This is a genomic window from Nocardia sp. CA-119907, from assembly GCF_050955995.1.
Lineage (GTDB): Bacteria > Actinomycetota > Actinomycetes > Mycobacteriales > Mycobacteriaceae > Nocardia.
This window is the reverse complement of sequence record NZ_CP192091.1, coordinates 8,415,696-8,430,203: the sequence shown is the minus strand read 5'-3', so window position 1 is coordinate 8,430,203 and position 14,508 is coordinate 8,415,696. Positions and strand designations below refer to the sequence as shown.

The following is a 14,508-nucleotide window of genomic DNA, read 5'->3' as shown; positions in this document are numbered from 1 at the left end:
ACTGGCAATCGCGATCAGGCGACGCGCGTCCGTGCCCATTGCTATCACGCTCGCCAGCTCCTACCCGCTTGTCCGTGTTCCAAGGTGCTAGTCGTTGAAAACTGGACAAGTGTTAGCAACTGAATGGCAACTGGATCCGCTGATTCTTGCGCGCGACGGTGCTCAGGTGGGTTCGGGCTGGCACCGCGGGCAGAAGTAGATCCCGCGTTCGCGCTGGGTGATGCGGTCGGACTGGGTGCTGCGCGCGGTTCGGCCGGGTTTGGGCTCGGGTTCGGGTTCGCCGAGCAGATGGACGACCATGCGGGTGCCACAGCGCTGGCACGGACGGCGCGCCCGGCCGTAGGCCAAGGGCCGCCATGGCGGTTCGGTGGCGGCCTTGGTGAGCACGCGATGCGCTTCGTGCACCAGTGCGAGCAGGTCGGGGACCTCGCCGACCGGGGTGGCCGGGTGCACGCGGCGCAGGAAACAGATTTCGCTGCGGTAGATATTGCCGATGCCAGCCAGATTGCGCTGGTCGAGCAGGGCAAGGCCGATCGGCTGGGCCGGATACCGTGACAGCCGCCGCACCGCCTCGGTCACATCCCAGTTGTCGCCGAGCAGGTCGGGACCGAGGTGGTCGGTGGCGGTGTGTTCGTCCGCGCGCCGCAGTACCTCGACGGTACCGAGCGAAAAGCCCACCGCCTCGGTGTCGTCGGTGCCGAGCACCAGCCGGGCGGTGACCGGTGGTCGCGTCCACCGCTCACCGGCACAGTAGGTCCGCCACTCGCCTTCCATCTTCAGGTGGGTGTGCACGCTGACCTCGTCGGTTCTGACGAAAAGATGTTTGCCATAGCTGGCGACACCCTCGACCCGCTGTCCGACCAGATCCACCGTGGCATACCGCGGCACCCGAAAGTCGCTGCGGATCAGCGTCTTTCCCGCCAACGCCAGCCGCAGCCGAGCCGCGGTAAGGAAAACGGTGTCGCCTTCAGGCATGGTTCGACCATAGGCCGGTCGGGATCGAACGGATCATCGTCGGCTCCGCACGAGTCCGCTCGTGGCCGCGCCGGGTCCTGCTTCGCCGCGGAGTTCGGGCCGTGCGGTGATCCCTCGTCGGATCACGGCTTGCTCCGTAGTCGCAGGCCGCGCGGAGTCGCGGAGAATCCGGCCTCGGTCAGGAAACCGGCGAAGGTGTTGCCGTGCACGGTTTCTCCGTCGACTCGGTCGATCACCAAGGAGTCGACGCGGCGGTCGCGCACCAGATCGGCCAGGGCGGTGGCCGCGGCTTGGCGGGTGTTCGGGTCCTCGGTGAAGGTGAGCAGGGTTTTGCCGCCGCGCTCCAGGTACAGCGCCAGTTCGCCGTCGATGAGCACGACTATCGCGCCCGCCTTGCGTCCGGGGCGGTGGCCAGCGCCCTCGGATGGCCCCTTCGGCCAGGGCAGTGCCGCGCCGTAGGGGTTCGCGGGATCGCTGGCGGCCAAGGCGAATGCGGTGCTTCGGCGTTGTCCACCGGTGCCCTGCCGTGCGCGGTCGGGATCGAAGGAGCGCAGTCGGTCCACCACATCGGTGGTGGAGAACTGGGCGCCGCCGAGCGAATCGACGAAATAGCCACGGCGGCACCGGCCGCGATCCTCGAATTCGGTGAGCACGCGGTACATGAGCGCGAAGCCGCCGGGCACGCCCTCGTTCTGCACCGAGCCGCGGGTCAGCACACCGTAACGCTCCAGCAGCGTGTCAGCGGTCGCGTGGGCGCGCAGGGTGTTGTCGGCCACCCGCTCCGGCAGTAGCGACCAGCGGCCGGCCACGGCGGGCGGTCCGGATCTGGTCGGCAGATTCGGACGCGGCAGATATGCCCGTCCGCGCGGCGCGCGCCGCGGCGTGCGATGGGCGGTTGTGGTCCGTGCCGTACCCGAGAGCAGCGCACGCACGGGTGCGAATGTGTCACCGGAGACGACGCCCGCCCAGACGAGCTCCCACAGGGCGGCCGCGACCTGGGGGTCGTCGAGTGGTCCGGTGGCGTCGGCGAGCTGCCGGAAGAAGTACGCGCCGCCGCCGTGCAGGACAGGCGGAAGTCGCAGTGGCGCACCGCCTCGGTCCGCCGGGCGGTCCCGCTCCGCTGAAACTCCCGGTGCCGCCTCGTCATCCAGGGATACGACCTGGTCGGTGCCCGATCCTGGCGCACTCAGCGATGTCTGCGCACCGGAATCGATGGGAGTCCATGGCGTAATCGATGCCCCCAACGCGCTGAGCAGGCGCAGGTGCACCTCGGACAGCTCGATCTCGTCGGCGGGTGTCAGGGTGAACGGTGCCTGATCGGCCAGATGCAGTGCGATCCAGCCGTCCTTCGCGGTAATGGCACCGTGTCCGGACCAGATGACCTCGCCGGTGGCCATCAGTTCGTCCAACATGGCAGGGGAGTAGTCGCGGACCCGGGCGGGCAGCACCAGCGATTCCCACGCGGACGCGGGGATCGGTACTCCGGCAAGCTGTTCCACCACGGCCGCGACTCCGTCGACCCCACGCAGTTCACCGGTGCCGACGTGCTGCCAGGATGGCAGGAAGCGGCCGAAGGCGGCGGTGGCGACCGGTTCCACCTCGTGCCGGGCGGCCGCCAGCGAGCGGCGGCGCAACCGGCGCAGCACCTGCGCGTCACACCACTCCGAGCCACTGGCCGCCGGGGTGAATTCACCTTCTACCACGCGTTTTTCGATGACCAGCCGATGCAGCGCCGTCGCGGCGACCGCGGTGCCGAGGCCGAAGCGGGCGGCCACCGCCTCGGTGGTGAACGGTCCATGGGTGCGGGCATAGCGCCCGATCAGATCGCCGAGCGGATCGGCGACCGGTTCGATGAAGGCGGCCGGGGTGCCGATCGGCAGCGGTACGCCGAGCGCATCGCGCAGGCGTGCGGCGTCCTCCACCGCGACCCACCAGGTTCGACCGGCGAAGGTGACTTCCAGTGCGCGCTTGGCTTTCAGCAAGCTGGCGAACCATTCGGTCGCGTCACCATGCTGTGCGCCAGCGTCGCTGACCTCGCTCGGCTCGTCATCGTCGAGCGCAATGGCAGCCGCGGCACCGACACAGCGCAGTGCCGCCTCCTCGGCGGTGAGCGGTCCGAGCAGTCGTAGCAGATCGGCCAGTCCCTCCGCGTCTCGCGCCCGCCGTTCGGGGGTGAGCCGCTGCAACTCCCGCTCGGTCTGCTCGATAACGCTGGCGTCCAGTAGTTCTCGCAGCTCCACCCGGCCGAGCAGTTCGGCGAGCAGACTCGAATCCAGTGACAGCGCGGCGGCCCGGCGTTCGGCCAGCGGACTGTCACCGTCGTACATGAACTGCCCGATGTAGTCGAACAGCAGGGAATTGGCGAAGGGGGAGGGTGTCGCGGTCTCCACCTCGACCAGCCGCACCTGACGCCGCGCTAGCCGCCCGAGCAGATCGCGCAGTGACGGCAGATCGTAGACGTCACGCAGACATTCGCGCACCGTCTCCAACAGGATCGGAAAGTCCGGGAACTTCCGAGCCACATCGAGCAGCTGCGCCGACCGCTGCCGCTGTTGCCACAGTGGCGCGCGCTTACCGGGATCGCGCCGGGGCAGCAGCAGTGCCCGCGCCGCACATTCCCGGAATCGCGATGCGAACAGTGCCGACCCGCCGACCTGCTCGGTGACGATCTCATCAATCTCATCGGGATCGAAGACGAAGAGCTCCGCACCGGGCGGATCGTCGGTGGTATCGGGCAGTCGCACCACAATGCCGTCATCGGAGGCGTTCGGCGCCACATCGACCCCGAACCGCTCCCGCAACCGCGCCCCGATCGCCAATGCCAACGGCGCGTGCACCGGCAGCCCGTAGGGCGAATGCAAGACCAGCCGCCAGTCGCCGAGTTCGTCACGGAACCGCTCGACGATCAGCGTCTTGTCGGTGGGCAATTGCCCGGTGGCCGTGCGCTGTTCGTCGAGTAGGGCCACCAGGTTGGCGACCGCGTTGTCGTCGAGACCGGCACCGCGCATGAGCTCGTCGGTGATCGGGTCGGCCGGCGTCGTCCGGGCGCTTCTCTTGCCGTCGCCCGCGGTTCTGGGATCCGGGTCGGACTCGTCTCGTCTCGGCGCGTGCGTGCCGGTCTTGCGGATGAATTCGCCGAGTGCGGCTCCGAGTTCGGCTGGTCGTCCGAGTCCGTCGCCATGCCAGAACGGCAACCGCCCCGGCTGTCCGAATGCGGGCGTGACCAGCACCCGGTCGAAGGTGATCTCCTCGATGCGCCAGCTCGTCGCGCCGAGGGCGAAGACATCGCCCACCCGCGACTCGTACACCATCTCCTCATCGAGTTCGCCAACCCGCGAAGCCTTTTCGCCGACCATGTAGACCGCGAACAGACCGCGGTCCGGAATCGCGCCACCGGAGGTCACCGCCAGTCGCTGCGCTCCGGGCCGACCGGTGAGTGTGCCCGCGTCGCGGTCCCACACCAGCCGGGGCCGCAGCTCGGCGAACTCATCCGACGGATAGCGACCGGCGAGCAGATCGAGCACCGACTCGTACGCCGACCGGGGCAGTGCGGCGTAACTGCCGGTGCCGCGTACGGTTTCGAACCACGCGTCGACGTCGATCGGTTCGAGCGCACAGGCCGCGACGGTCTGCTGGGCCAGAATGTCCAAGGGATGTGCCGGGATCTGCAGCGCCTCGATCTGCCCTGCTGTCATCCGCTGTGCGGCGACCGCGCAATGGATGACATCGGTGCGGTGCTTGGGGAACAGCACCCCGCGCGAGATCTCGCCGACCTGGTGTCCGGCCCGCCCGACCCGCTGCAATCCGCTGGCCACCGACGGCGGCGCCTCCACCTGCACCACCAAATCGACCGCGCCCATATCGATTCCGAGTTCGAGACTGCTGGTGGCCACCACGCAGCGCAGCCGCCCGCTCTTGAGATCGTCCTCGATGATCGCCCGCTGCTCCTTGCTCACCGAACCGTGGTGCGCGCGGGCCAGCAGCGGTTCCGCGCCATGGATCACCTCGGTGGACGCGCCCAGCTGGGCGGGCGGTTCGTGGTCCGTTTCGACGGCATCGCCGAGCCGAGCCGCGTAGGCCTCGTTGAGCCGCGCGGTGAGCCGCTCGGCGAGCCTGCGCGAGTTCGCGAAGACGATCGATGACCGGTGTTGCAGCACCAGATCCACGATCGCCTCATCCACATGCGGCCAGATCGAACCGGGCTGATCGGAGTCGCCCGGCTCGGTCATATCGGCGATCGGTACTCGCACGGACAGATCGAAGGTCTTGGGCGCGGGCGGCGAGACAATGGTGATCGGCGCATTTCCCACCAGGAATCGCCCGACCTCTTCGGGGGGCCGCACCGTCGCCGAGAGTCCGATCCGCTGGGCGGGCCGCTCGGTCAGCAGATCCAACCGGGCCAGTGACAGCGCCAGATGCGCACCGCGCTTACCACCCGCGATGGCGTGCACCTCGTCCACGATGACCGTGCCGACCTCGCGCAGCGTCTCCTTGGCCGCCGAGGTGAGCATGAGGAACAGCGATTCGGGTGTGGTGATCAGAATGTCGGGCGGTGTGCGCTGCATCGATCGCCGATCCGCCGCACTGGTATCGCCGGAGCGGACACCGACGCTGATCGCGGGTGGATCCAGCCCCAGCCGTTTCGCGGTCTGGGTGACGCCGACCAACGGTGCCCGCAAATTCCGCTCGACATCCACCGCCAGTGCCTTGAGCGGTGACACATAGAGCACCGAGGTGCCGCGGGCCGTCTTCCCCTCCGGCTTCGCCCTTGTCGCAAGCTGATCGATGGCCCACAAAAATGCCGACAGCGTCTTACCCGAACCGGTCGGCGCGACGACCAATGTGTGTTCACCTGCGGCAATGGCTTTCCACGCGCCGAGCTGGGCGGCCGTCGGCGCGGGAAAGGCGCCGTCGAACCACTCCTGGGTCGCGGTGGAGAACTGAGCCATAGCATCAGTGTGCACCTGGGCACCGACAACCCCGCGGGCGCTGGCGAAACGCTCGAGTCCGGCAAATGGCCCGCGGCGATACGGGAGCCCGAGCGAAGGGGTGGCAATCGAAGTACGACCACCACTGCCGCCCCGTACGCTTCCAAACGTGCAGAAGGTGCTCAGACTCGACCTGGTCAGCCATGGTATGACCGAGGCGATGCGAAAGGCACGTTTTCCAGTCGACGAGTCGCTGACCGAGGCCGGTCGCCGAGCAATCGCGGCAAGTGGGCGCCTGACCGCGGCTCGCGTACTCACCGGACCCGAGCGCAGGACCGTGGAAACCGCTGCGCTGATGGGACTTCCGGGCGAGGAGGACACTCGACTACGCGATCTGGACGCGGGGGCGTGGCGCGGAGGTGAGCTGATGTCGGTGCCGCAGGACGAGCTGTACGCCTGGCTGACCGACCCGCAATTCCGTGGCCACGGTGGCGAATCCGTGATCGATGTGGTCGAGCGGACCAGGTACTGGATGGCCGAAATCGCATCCGAGGGCATGTCGACCATCGCGGTCACGCATCCGGCGGTAATCCGTGCGGCGCTGTTGGTGACCCTGGACGCCCCGCCGAAATCGTTCTGGCGGATCGACATTCCGCCGGGCAGCGTCACCCGGCTGCATTATCGCGGCGAATGGACGCTGCACTTCACGGCGTGAGATTCGTACTCATCCCGCGCAGCGGTCCCTCGCCGACCGTCACGAGCAGCCGCACCGCGTCGGTGATCAGCCGAGCGGGGATCGAAGGATCAACGGCCCGTTGCATGCCCAGGCCGATACCCATGCTCAGGACCGCGGTCGCGGCATCTTCGGCGGGCATCGGCAGTGGGATTCCGATCGTGTCCGAGAGCGTCTGCAGCTGCGCCGCGACGGCCCCGCGCATCATGGCGAGGCTGGAGACCAGTGCGGCCCGCAGTTCCGGATCGTCGCGGGCGACCGTGGCGAATTCGAATTCGAGCAGGGTCCAGCCGACATCGCCGATGGTCCGCTCGGCCCATTCGTGGAACCGCGCCAACTGATCGTCCAAGGTCTCGCCCGCCGCGAGCAGGTCGGTCACCTCGCCGAATTTCGTCGTGTGGATCAGTGCGAGCACCTCCAGGCACAGCTCCTTCTTGGTGCGGAAATTCGAGTAGACCGCACCCTTCGAATAGCCCGCCTCCTCGGCGACGCGCTCGAGGCTGGTCTTCGCATAGCCCTCGTCCAGGAAGAGATCCCGTGCGGTAGTGATCAGATCGGCCCTGGTGCGGGCCTGACTTTCGGACCGGGTCAGACGTGCCATACCGATGATTCTACGTACCGGCAGATTTCGGATACCGAAGGTATTTGAATTCTGCTAGTGTTTGAAACCATGGGTAACAAGAACGGGTCCCAGCGGCGCGGCCTGGCCATCGGCTGCGGTGGCACGCTCGGGTTCGCCTGGATCGTCGCCGCACTGGCCGCCACCCGCGAGGTACTGGACTGGGATCCGCGCGAGGCCGATGTGCTCATCGGCACGTCCGCGGGTGCGGAGACGGTCACCATGCTCGGCAGCGGCATCGCGGTGGACGAACTCGTCGCGATGCAGCGTGGTACCTCGACGAATCCGATTCTGCTCGCGCATATGCGGGCCGAGCCGGGACGTTTCCCGCCGCTGCCCCGGCCGCGCCTGGGTGAGCTGGGTTTGAGCTTGCGCGCGCCGAGGACCGGACAGCGATTGCTGACCGCGGGCAGCGGGCTGCTGCCAGTAGGCGGTGGTGATGCGAGTTGGCTGCAGCACCTGGCGGATCGGCTGAATCCGGGCCGCTCCTGGGTATCCCATCCCGCGACCTGGCTGGTGAGCATGGATTACGCAACGGGAGAACGGGTTCGGTTCGGCGCACCCGATGCGCCACCGGCCGAGTTGGGTGCGGCGCTGCGCGCATCCTGGGCGGTGCCCGGCTGGTTCCCGCCGGTATCGATCGCGGGGCGGCGCTTCATCGACGGCGGCGCCGGATCGACCGCATCGGTGGATCTGCTCGCGGCACAGCAACTCGATGAGGTGCTGGTGCTCGCACCGATGGCCTCCGTCGACAAGGTTCCCGCGACCGGTCCCGGCCATTTCCTGGAACGGCAGCTGCGCAATCGGATGAGCGCCCAGCTCGCGGCCGAGGTCGCCGTGCTGCGCGCCGCGGGCACGCGCGTGCTCGTCATCGGTACCACCGCGGCCGATCTCGCGGTGATGGGTCCCAACTTCATGGACGGCCGTCGCCGTCGCGCGACCTTCGAACACAGTCTGCACAGCACCCGTACGGCGCTGGAACAAGGAGAATTCGCATGAAAATCCTCGGTCACGGTTATCCGGATATCGACCTGAAGGGTGCGCGGGTATTGATCACCGGCGCGGGCCGCGGCATCGGCCGGTCGACCGCGGAACTGTTCGCGAATGCGGGCGCTCGGATCGCCATCGCCGATGTGGACACCGCCGCAGCGGAATCCGCCGCGGCCGCGATCGGTGCGCATGCATACGAGCTCGACGTGCGTGCCCGGGATCAGTGGGACAAGGTTGTCGCCGACTTCGGTGCGGTGGACGTCCTCGTCAACAATGCGGGTGTCATGCCAGCGGGTGCGTTCCTCGACGAATCCGACGCGGTCGGCCACGCCACCATCGATATCAATGTCTGGGGTCTCATCCACGGCATGCGCGCCGTGGTGCCCGGCATGATCGAGCGCCGCCGCGGCCACGTCGTCAATGTCGCCTCGCTCGCGGGCAAGGTGCCAGTGCCCGGCCTCGCCGTCTACAACGCGAGCAAGTTCGCGGCCGTCGGCCTGTCCGCCGCAACCCGTTTGGAGTTCGCGCCGCAGGGCGTCAGCGTCAGCTGCGTCATGCCATCGGCAGTACGCACCCGCCTGTCCTCGGGCTTGACCCTCGGCAAGGGTATGCCCACCGTCGACCCGGAAGACGTCGCCGCCGCCATCCTGCAAACCTGCCAGACCCGCAAGGCCGAGGTGGCCGTCCCGAATTACCTGGGCCCCATCGACATAGCCCTGGCCGCCGCTCCCGAACGCGCGGTTCGCCTGGTACGCAGGCTCTTCGACGGTGACCGTGCCCTGCATCCCGCCGACGGCGAAACCCGCGCGAAGTACGAAGAGGAAGTCCGGTCGATCACCGAGTAACCATCGTTACCACGAAAAGCGGTCCCGAAGAACGTCTCCGGGACCGCTTTTGCTATCAGCAGTTGGTCGGAACCGGATCGCCGCGGAAGCGGGCTTCCACGTAGTTCCACGCGTCGGCGAAACCGGCGACCGCGGTGGTCATATGCTCCGCGATTTCATAGGGGTGGAAGTCGATCGGCGCGCCCGCCTTGCAGTAGCGGTCGGCGACCTCGGCCACCGGATTGAAGAAGGTCAGATTGTCGAAGCGGCCCTGCCAAATGAAGGTGGGAACCGTGGGAACTCCGGGGAAGTACCGCAAGCTGTTCTCCCGCAACACCGCTCGCGCCTCCGGACTGTCCATCAGACTCTTCGACGCCGCCATCTGCTCGGCACTGCGGAAGGCGCCGTGGAACAGCAGGAAGCGACGGCAGGCGTCGTGCGTGAATTCCCGGAACCACAAACCGTTCTGGTTGAGCTGATCCGAGATCGGCAGCCGGTCCGGATATTCGCGTTCCAAGCCCATGGCGGCGGCGAAGGCCAACCCGAAGCCGGGGTGCGGATCGAAGCCGAGGGCGAGGGCCATCTCCTCCATATCGGCGGGGATGCCGCCCGCGACCGCGGCGGTCAGCTTCAGGTCGGGGGCGTAGGTGGGTTGCATCGCGGCCGCCCAAGCGGTGGCCATGCCGCCGCCGGAATACCCCGCGATCGCGACCGGCGAGTTGGCCAGACCGAGGTCGGCCACCTTCTGCACGGCCTTGACACTGTCCAGCGTCATCATTCCGCTCAACCGCGCCGCACCGTAGGCAGCCGTGGGGCCGAGGTAGTCGGGCAGTGAGATCGCCCAGCCGCGGCCGATGGGCAGCATGGCGCCGGGCGCGTCCTGCAGTTCGCCATTGAACAGTGACCGCGATGGATTGCACTGGGTGCCAAGGGAATTGATCAGCGCCTGATAGGAGACCAGCGGTGGGTGCTCGACACCGACCGGGAGCAGTACGGTGGTCACGCCCATGACCGGGTTCCCCTGCGAGTTGGTGGAGCGGAACGCCACCTGCCAGCCCTCGGTGCCGACGTAGAGTCCGGTGTCGATCTTGCGGGTGCGCACCACATCGCCGGGCTGTAGCGCACCGAGATCGGCCGGTGCACTGTAGAACGGGTCGGGATCGGGGGTCGGGTAGAGCGGATCGGCCTGCGCGGGCAGGCCCAACAGCCCGAGCGAGACGATACTCAGCATCAGGATCGCGATCCTGAAGGGGACTCTGGACAAGACTTTCCTTCGATGGTCAGCCGTCACCGACGACACGACCGAAGGCCCCGACGCACCTCGGCCGACGTCGGACGGACCCGGCACTACAAGGGGAGATTCGCAGCGATTCACTGCACGGATGGGAAGAAAGAACCGGCGGCCGAACCGAACGCGAGCCGATCGCGGCGGACTTCTCGCACCTCCTTCGGCTCCGCGGCCACCCGGTTGCCGCGAGAAGCGGCACCATCCGCTGCGAAATTAGCGCAATGCCGGGCGATTTCGCGATGCGATTCCGGTGGAACGAGATAGCTCACCATGCGGACCGGGAGCCTATTGGCTGCGCGCACGATCTTGTGCCGTCGGAACTGCCGCTGGACGGCCCAACGCGGGGTATGGCGCCGCTCATTTCCCCTCGCGTGTCCGAGGTCACATTTCACCTCGCATCCTGCATAGCCTGTGCCCATTGCGGAGAGAATGAATTGAGCAGTTTGCTCAATGTCGCGCGCGTCGGTTGTGCGTTCAGCTCATCAAGGACAGTATGGCGGCAAGAAATGCTCAACGAAGCGAAGCGCCCGATCGGCGCCTAGCGGACGGGTGGACGATATGACCGAGCTCGCCGACCGCGAACTGATCCCAGCCTCCTATGACCTTGCCGACCGCTACCGCGTCGGCGCGGGCACCGTTGTCCTCACCGGCGTCCAGGCGATCGCTCGACAGCTGGTCGAGCAGCACGTTCGTGATCTGCGCGCCGGGCGCCGGATCGGCACCTTCGTCTCCGGATATCAGGGCAGCCCGCTGGGCGGCGTCGACAAGATGCTGAACGGAATGCCGAATGTGCTGGCCGAGCACGATATTTCCTTCGTACCCGGCTTGAACGAGGAACTCGCCGCCACCTCGGTGTGGGGCAGTCAGGCCGATCTGCCCGCGGGCAATGCGACCCATGATGGGGTTGTCGGGGTTTGGTACGGCAAGGGTCCCGGACTCGACCGTGCGACCGATGCGCTGCGGCACGCCAATATGTACGGTGCCAATGCCCATGGCGGCGTACTCCTGCTGGTCGGCGACGATCCGGCCTCGAAATCCTCCACCGTGCCGGCGGTGAGTGAGCGCTCGCTGGCCGCGATGGGCATTCCGGTGCTGTTCCCACGCAATGCGCGCGAGATCATCACCATGGGGCTGCACGGTGTCGCGCTGTCGCGGGCGTCGGGATGCCTGGTGGCACTGAAGATCGTCGCCGATGTGGCCGATGGCGCGTGGACGGTCGAGGGCACGGTGGGCGATATCGACATCACGATGCCCGAGATCGAGTGGGAGGGTAAGCCGTTCACCTACCTGCAACGGCCGATGGCCGCGCCGACCGACAGCGTGATCGCCGAGGCGGATCTGTACGGACCGCGCTGGGAGCTGGTCAAGGCCTACAGCACGTGCAATGAACTCGATGTCATCGAGGTGAATCCGGCACATGCCACCGTCGGAATCGCCGCCACCGGAACCACATTCGACGCCATGCGCCAGGCGCTGATCGATCTCGGCGTCGACGATGACGCACTGCTGCGCGCGGGCGTCCGGCTACTGCGTATCGGCATGCCGTATCCGATCGCACCCGAGCGGGTCCGGCAGTTCGCCGACGGGCTGGAGCGAATCGTGGTCGTCGAGGATAAGACCGCGTTCATCGAAACCCAGATCCGCGAAATCCTCTACGGCACGGCACATGCGCCGCAGATCATCGGTAAGCGCGATGCCGCGAACCGGCCGCTGTTCGCCCAGGACGGCGAGCTCACTTCGGGTCGGATCGCCGCACCGCTGCGCCGTGCGCTGCAAGGCCATCTGGAGATGAAACGTCCCTTACCGCAACCACTGTCGCTCGCTGTGCTGCCCGCGAAGCGCGCCGCCTACTTCTGCAGCGGCTGTCCGCACAACCGGTCCACCGCCGTACCGGAGGGATCGCTGGCCGGTGGCGGCATCGGCTGCCACACCATGGTGACGATGTCGGGGCGCGATGACAGCAAGGTCACCGGACTGACCCAGATGGGTGGTGAGGGTGCGCAGTGGATCGGGCAGGCACCGTTCACCACGGTGCGGCATCTGTTCCAGAACATCGGTGACGGAACGTATTTCCACTCCGGTCAACTCGCGGTGCAGGCCTGTATCGCCGCGGGTGTGAACATCACCTACAAGCTGCTCTACAACGATGTCGTCGCGATGACCGGCGCACAGGACGCCGAAGGCGCACTCGCGGTGCCGATGCTGACCCATAAGCTCACCACCGAGGGCGTGCGGCAGATCATCATCTGCGCCGACGAACCCAAGAAATACCGCAAGCGCGACCTCGCCCCCGGAACCCAGCTCTGGCACCGGGATCGGCTCGACGAGGCGCAGCGCACGCTGCGTGAGATTCCGGGCGTAACCGTGCTCATCTACGACCAGCACTGCGCCGCCGACGCGCGCCGCCGACGCAAGCGGGGCACCCTGCCGGTCCGGCAGACCCGGGTGGTCATCAACGAAGCGGTCTGCGAGGGGTGCGGCGACTGCGGCGTCAAGAGCAACTGCCTGTCGGTGCAGCCGGTCGACACCGAATTCGGCAGCAAGACCCGGATCGATCAGACCTCGTGCAATACCGACTACAGCTGCATGGACGGCGACTGCCCGTCCTTCGTCACCGTTGAACTGCCGGATCCGGCGAAAGCGAAGAAGCGTAAGGGAATTCGACGCGCCGAACCGCCGGCGCTGCCCGACCTCCCGAATGCCGTTCCGGCGACGACCCAGAACGTCTTCCTCGCCGGCATCGGCGGAACCGGCATCGTGACGGTGAACCAGGTGCTGGCGACCGCCGCGATGCGCGCCGGATACGAGGTGGCGAGCCTGGATCAGATCGGCCTGAGCCAGAAGGCCGGACCGGTCGTCTCGCACCTGCGTTTCGCGAGTGGTGCACTGGAACCGGCGAACCGCCTGGCACCCGGTTCGGCCGACTGCATCGTCGCCTTCGACCTGCTCGCCGCCACCGATAACAAGAATCTGGCCTACGGCTCGAAGCAGACCACGTTATCCGTCGCGTCGACCAGCAAGACCCCGACCGGCGATATGGTCTACGACCGGACCATCGCGTATCCCGAAGAGCGCGAACTGCTTGGCCGGCTCGAGCAGGTATCGCACGCGGTGCGGTCCTTCGATGCGCTGGCCGCGGCCGAGGTGCTGTTCGGCAATACCGCCGCCGCCAACTTCCTGCTGGTCGGCGCCGCCTACCAGATCGGTGGTCTGCGCCTGCCCGCGTGGGCGATCGAGGAGGCCATCGAGATCAATGGTGTCGCCGTGCACGCCAATATCGCGGCATTTCGGTGGGGCCGGGTGGCCATCGCGCGCCCGGCCGAATTCGCCGCCGCCACCGGCCGCAAGGTGCGCGAACGTGCCGAGACCGCCGTTCCGGCGGACCTTTTCGACGGTGTGACCGCGATGGGTGAGACCAGGCGGCTGCTCGAACTGCGGGCGGCTGAGCTGATCGGCTTCCAGGGCGTGCGCACCGCCCGCGATTATGTCCGCACCGTGCAACGCATTTGGGAGGCCGAGCAGCGCGTCACCGACCGCACCGAGTTCAGCGAGCAGGTGGCCCGCGGCCTCTATAAATTCACCGCTTACAAGGACGAATACGAAGTCGCCCGCCAACTGACGGATCCGGCCTTCCTCGCCGAGGTCGCCGATCAACTCCCGGACGGCGCTGACCTCACCTACCGGCTACACCCACCCGTCCTGCGCGCCATGGGACGCAAGGAGAAGATCGGCCTCGGCCCGCGCAGCCATATCGCGCTGCGCGTGCTGGCGAAGGGAAAGCGCCTGCGCGGCACCAAGTTCGATCCGTTCGGCTATGCCCACGTTCGGCGGGTGGAACGGACCCTGCTGGCGCACTACACCGAGATGGTGACCACGCTGGCCGCCGACCTCGACCGAGCAGGCTACGACCACGCCGTCCGAGCCGCCGCGCTCCCCGATATGGTCCGCGGCTACGAAGACATCAAACTCGCCAATGTCGAGCTCTATCGAAACAGCCTGCAGGAGCTCGGCATCGAGCCACCACAGCTCTAGTGGGGCCGCCGTGGGTGGCACTTCGAAGACTCCGCCGCGGTCGATCAACCCATGGAAGTCGGCCCCGCGTCCTGAGACCGGGTGCCGGGTCGATAATCAGCCGATCCCATGAGTAGCTC

8 protein-coding genes are annotated in these 14,508 nt (G+C 67.3%); 4 read left to right on the top strand and 4 right to left on the bottom strand.

Annotated features, from left to right (window positions below; translation table 11 throughout):
- Positions 1–162 precede the first annotated feature (162 nt).
- Together ACQP2D_RS38075 and ACQP2D_RS38070 are read right to left on the bottom strand one after the other, a co-directional pair.
- Positions 163–975: a DNA-formamidopyrimidine glycosylase family protein gene (locus ACQP2D_RS38075; protein ID WP_433680757.1), complete on the bottom strand. Its 813-nt coding sequence runs from the start codon at positions 973–975 to the stop codon at positions 163–165.
- 122 nt (positions 976–1,097) lie between these two features.
- The gene (locus ACQP2D_RS38070) at positions 1,098–5,924 is read right to left on the bottom strand and encodes an ATP-dependent helicase (RefSeq protein WP_433680756.1); all 4,827 of its coding nucleotides are present in this window, start codon (positions 5,922–5,924) and stop codon (positions 1,098–1,100) included.
- Between the two features lie 148 nt (positions 5,925–6,072).
- Between ACQP2D_RS38070 and ACQP2D_RS38065 the strand changes: the two genes are divergently transcribed.
- Positions 6,073–6,618, top strand: a complete 546-nt coding sequence (locus ACQP2D_RS38065; protein WP_433680755.1) for a histidine phosphatase family protein — start codon at positions 6,073–6,075, stop codon at positions 6,616–6,618.
- Here ACQP2D_RS38065 and ACQP2D_RS38060 read toward each other — a convergent pair.
- The gene (locus ACQP2D_RS38060) at positions 6,608–7,237 is read right to left on the bottom strand and encodes a TetR/AcrR family transcriptional regulator (RefSeq protein ID WP_433680754.1); all 630 of its coding nucleotides are present in this window, start codon (positions 7,235–7,237) and stop codon (positions 6,608–6,610) included. The genes ACQP2D_RS38065 and ACQP2D_RS38060 overlap by 11 nt on opposite strands.
- A 69-nt stretch (positions 7,238–7,306) precedes the next feature.
- Here ACQP2D_RS38060 and ACQP2D_RS38055 point away from each other — a divergent pair, with 69 nt between their 5' ends.
- Together ACQP2D_RS38055 and ACQP2D_RS38050 are read left to right on the top strand one after the other, a co-directional pair.
- Positions 7,307–8,254 (top strand): patatin-like phospholipase family protein, encoded by a 948-nt coding sequence (locus ACQP2D_RS38055; protein WP_433680753.1) that lies wholly within the window; start codon positions 7,307–7,309, stop codon positions 8,252–8,254.
- Positions 8,251–9,090, top strand: coding sequence for an SDR family oxidoreductase (locus ACQP2D_RS38050; protein WP_433680752.1), 840 nt, complete (start codon positions 8,251–8,253; stop codon positions 9,088–9,090). The genes ACQP2D_RS38055 and ACQP2D_RS38050 overlap by 4 nt, the downstream gene beginning before the upstream one ends.
- A gap of 55 nt (positions 9,091–9,145) precedes the next feature.
- Here the strand turns inward: ACQP2D_RS38050 and ACQP2D_RS38045 are convergent, their stop codons facing one another.
- Positions 9,146–10,300 carry a lipase family protein gene (locus ACQP2D_RS38045; protein WP_433680751.1) on the bottom strand — a complete coding sequence of 385 codons (1,155 nt, stop codon included), beginning with the start codon at positions 10,298–10,300 and terminating at the stop codon, positions 9,146–9,148.
- A gap of 615 nt (positions 10,301–10,915) precedes the next feature.
- Here ACQP2D_RS38045 and ACQP2D_RS38040 point away from each other — a divergent pair.
- Positions 10,916–14,389, top strand: a complete 3,474-nt coding sequence (locus ACQP2D_RS38040) for an indolepyruvate ferredoxin oxidoreductase family protein (protein ID WP_433680750.1) — start codon at positions 10,916–10,918, stop codon at positions 14,387–14,389.
- The last annotated feature ends 119 nt before the right edge of the window (positions 14,390–14,508 follow it).

Excerpts from the sequence above, each read along its gene's own strand:
- ACQP2D_RS38060 (WP_433680754.1), bottom strand. The coding sequence starts at position 7,237 with ATGGCACGTCTGACCCGGTCCGAAAGTCAGGCCCGCACCAGGGCCGAT.
- ACQP2D_RS38045 (WP_433680751.1), bottom strand. The coding sequence starts at position 10,300 with ATGCTGAGTATCGTCTCGCTCGGGCTGTTGGGCCTGCCCGCGCAGGCC.
- ACQP2D_RS38050 (WP_433680752.1), top strand. The coding sequence starts at position 8,251 with ATGAAAATCCTCGGTCACGGTTATCCGGATATCGACCTGAAGGGTGCG.
- ACQP2D_RS38040 (WP_433680750.1), top strand. The coding sequence starts at position 10,916 with ATGACCGAGCTCGCCGACCGCGAACTGATCCCAGCCTCCTATGACCTT.
- ACQP2D_RS38070 (WP_433680756.1), bottom strand. The coding sequence starts at position 5,924 with ATGGCTCAGTTCTCCACCGCGACCCAGGAGTGGTTCGACGGCGCCTTT.
- ACQP2D_RS38055 (WP_433680753.1), top strand. The coding sequence starts at position 7,307 with ATGGGTAACAAGAACGGGTCCCAGCGGCGCGGCCTGGCCATCGGCTGC.
- ACQP2D_RS38075 (WP_433680757.1), bottom strand. The coding sequence starts at position 975 with ATGCCTGAAGGCGACACCGTTTTCCTTACCGCGGCTCGGCTGCGGCTG.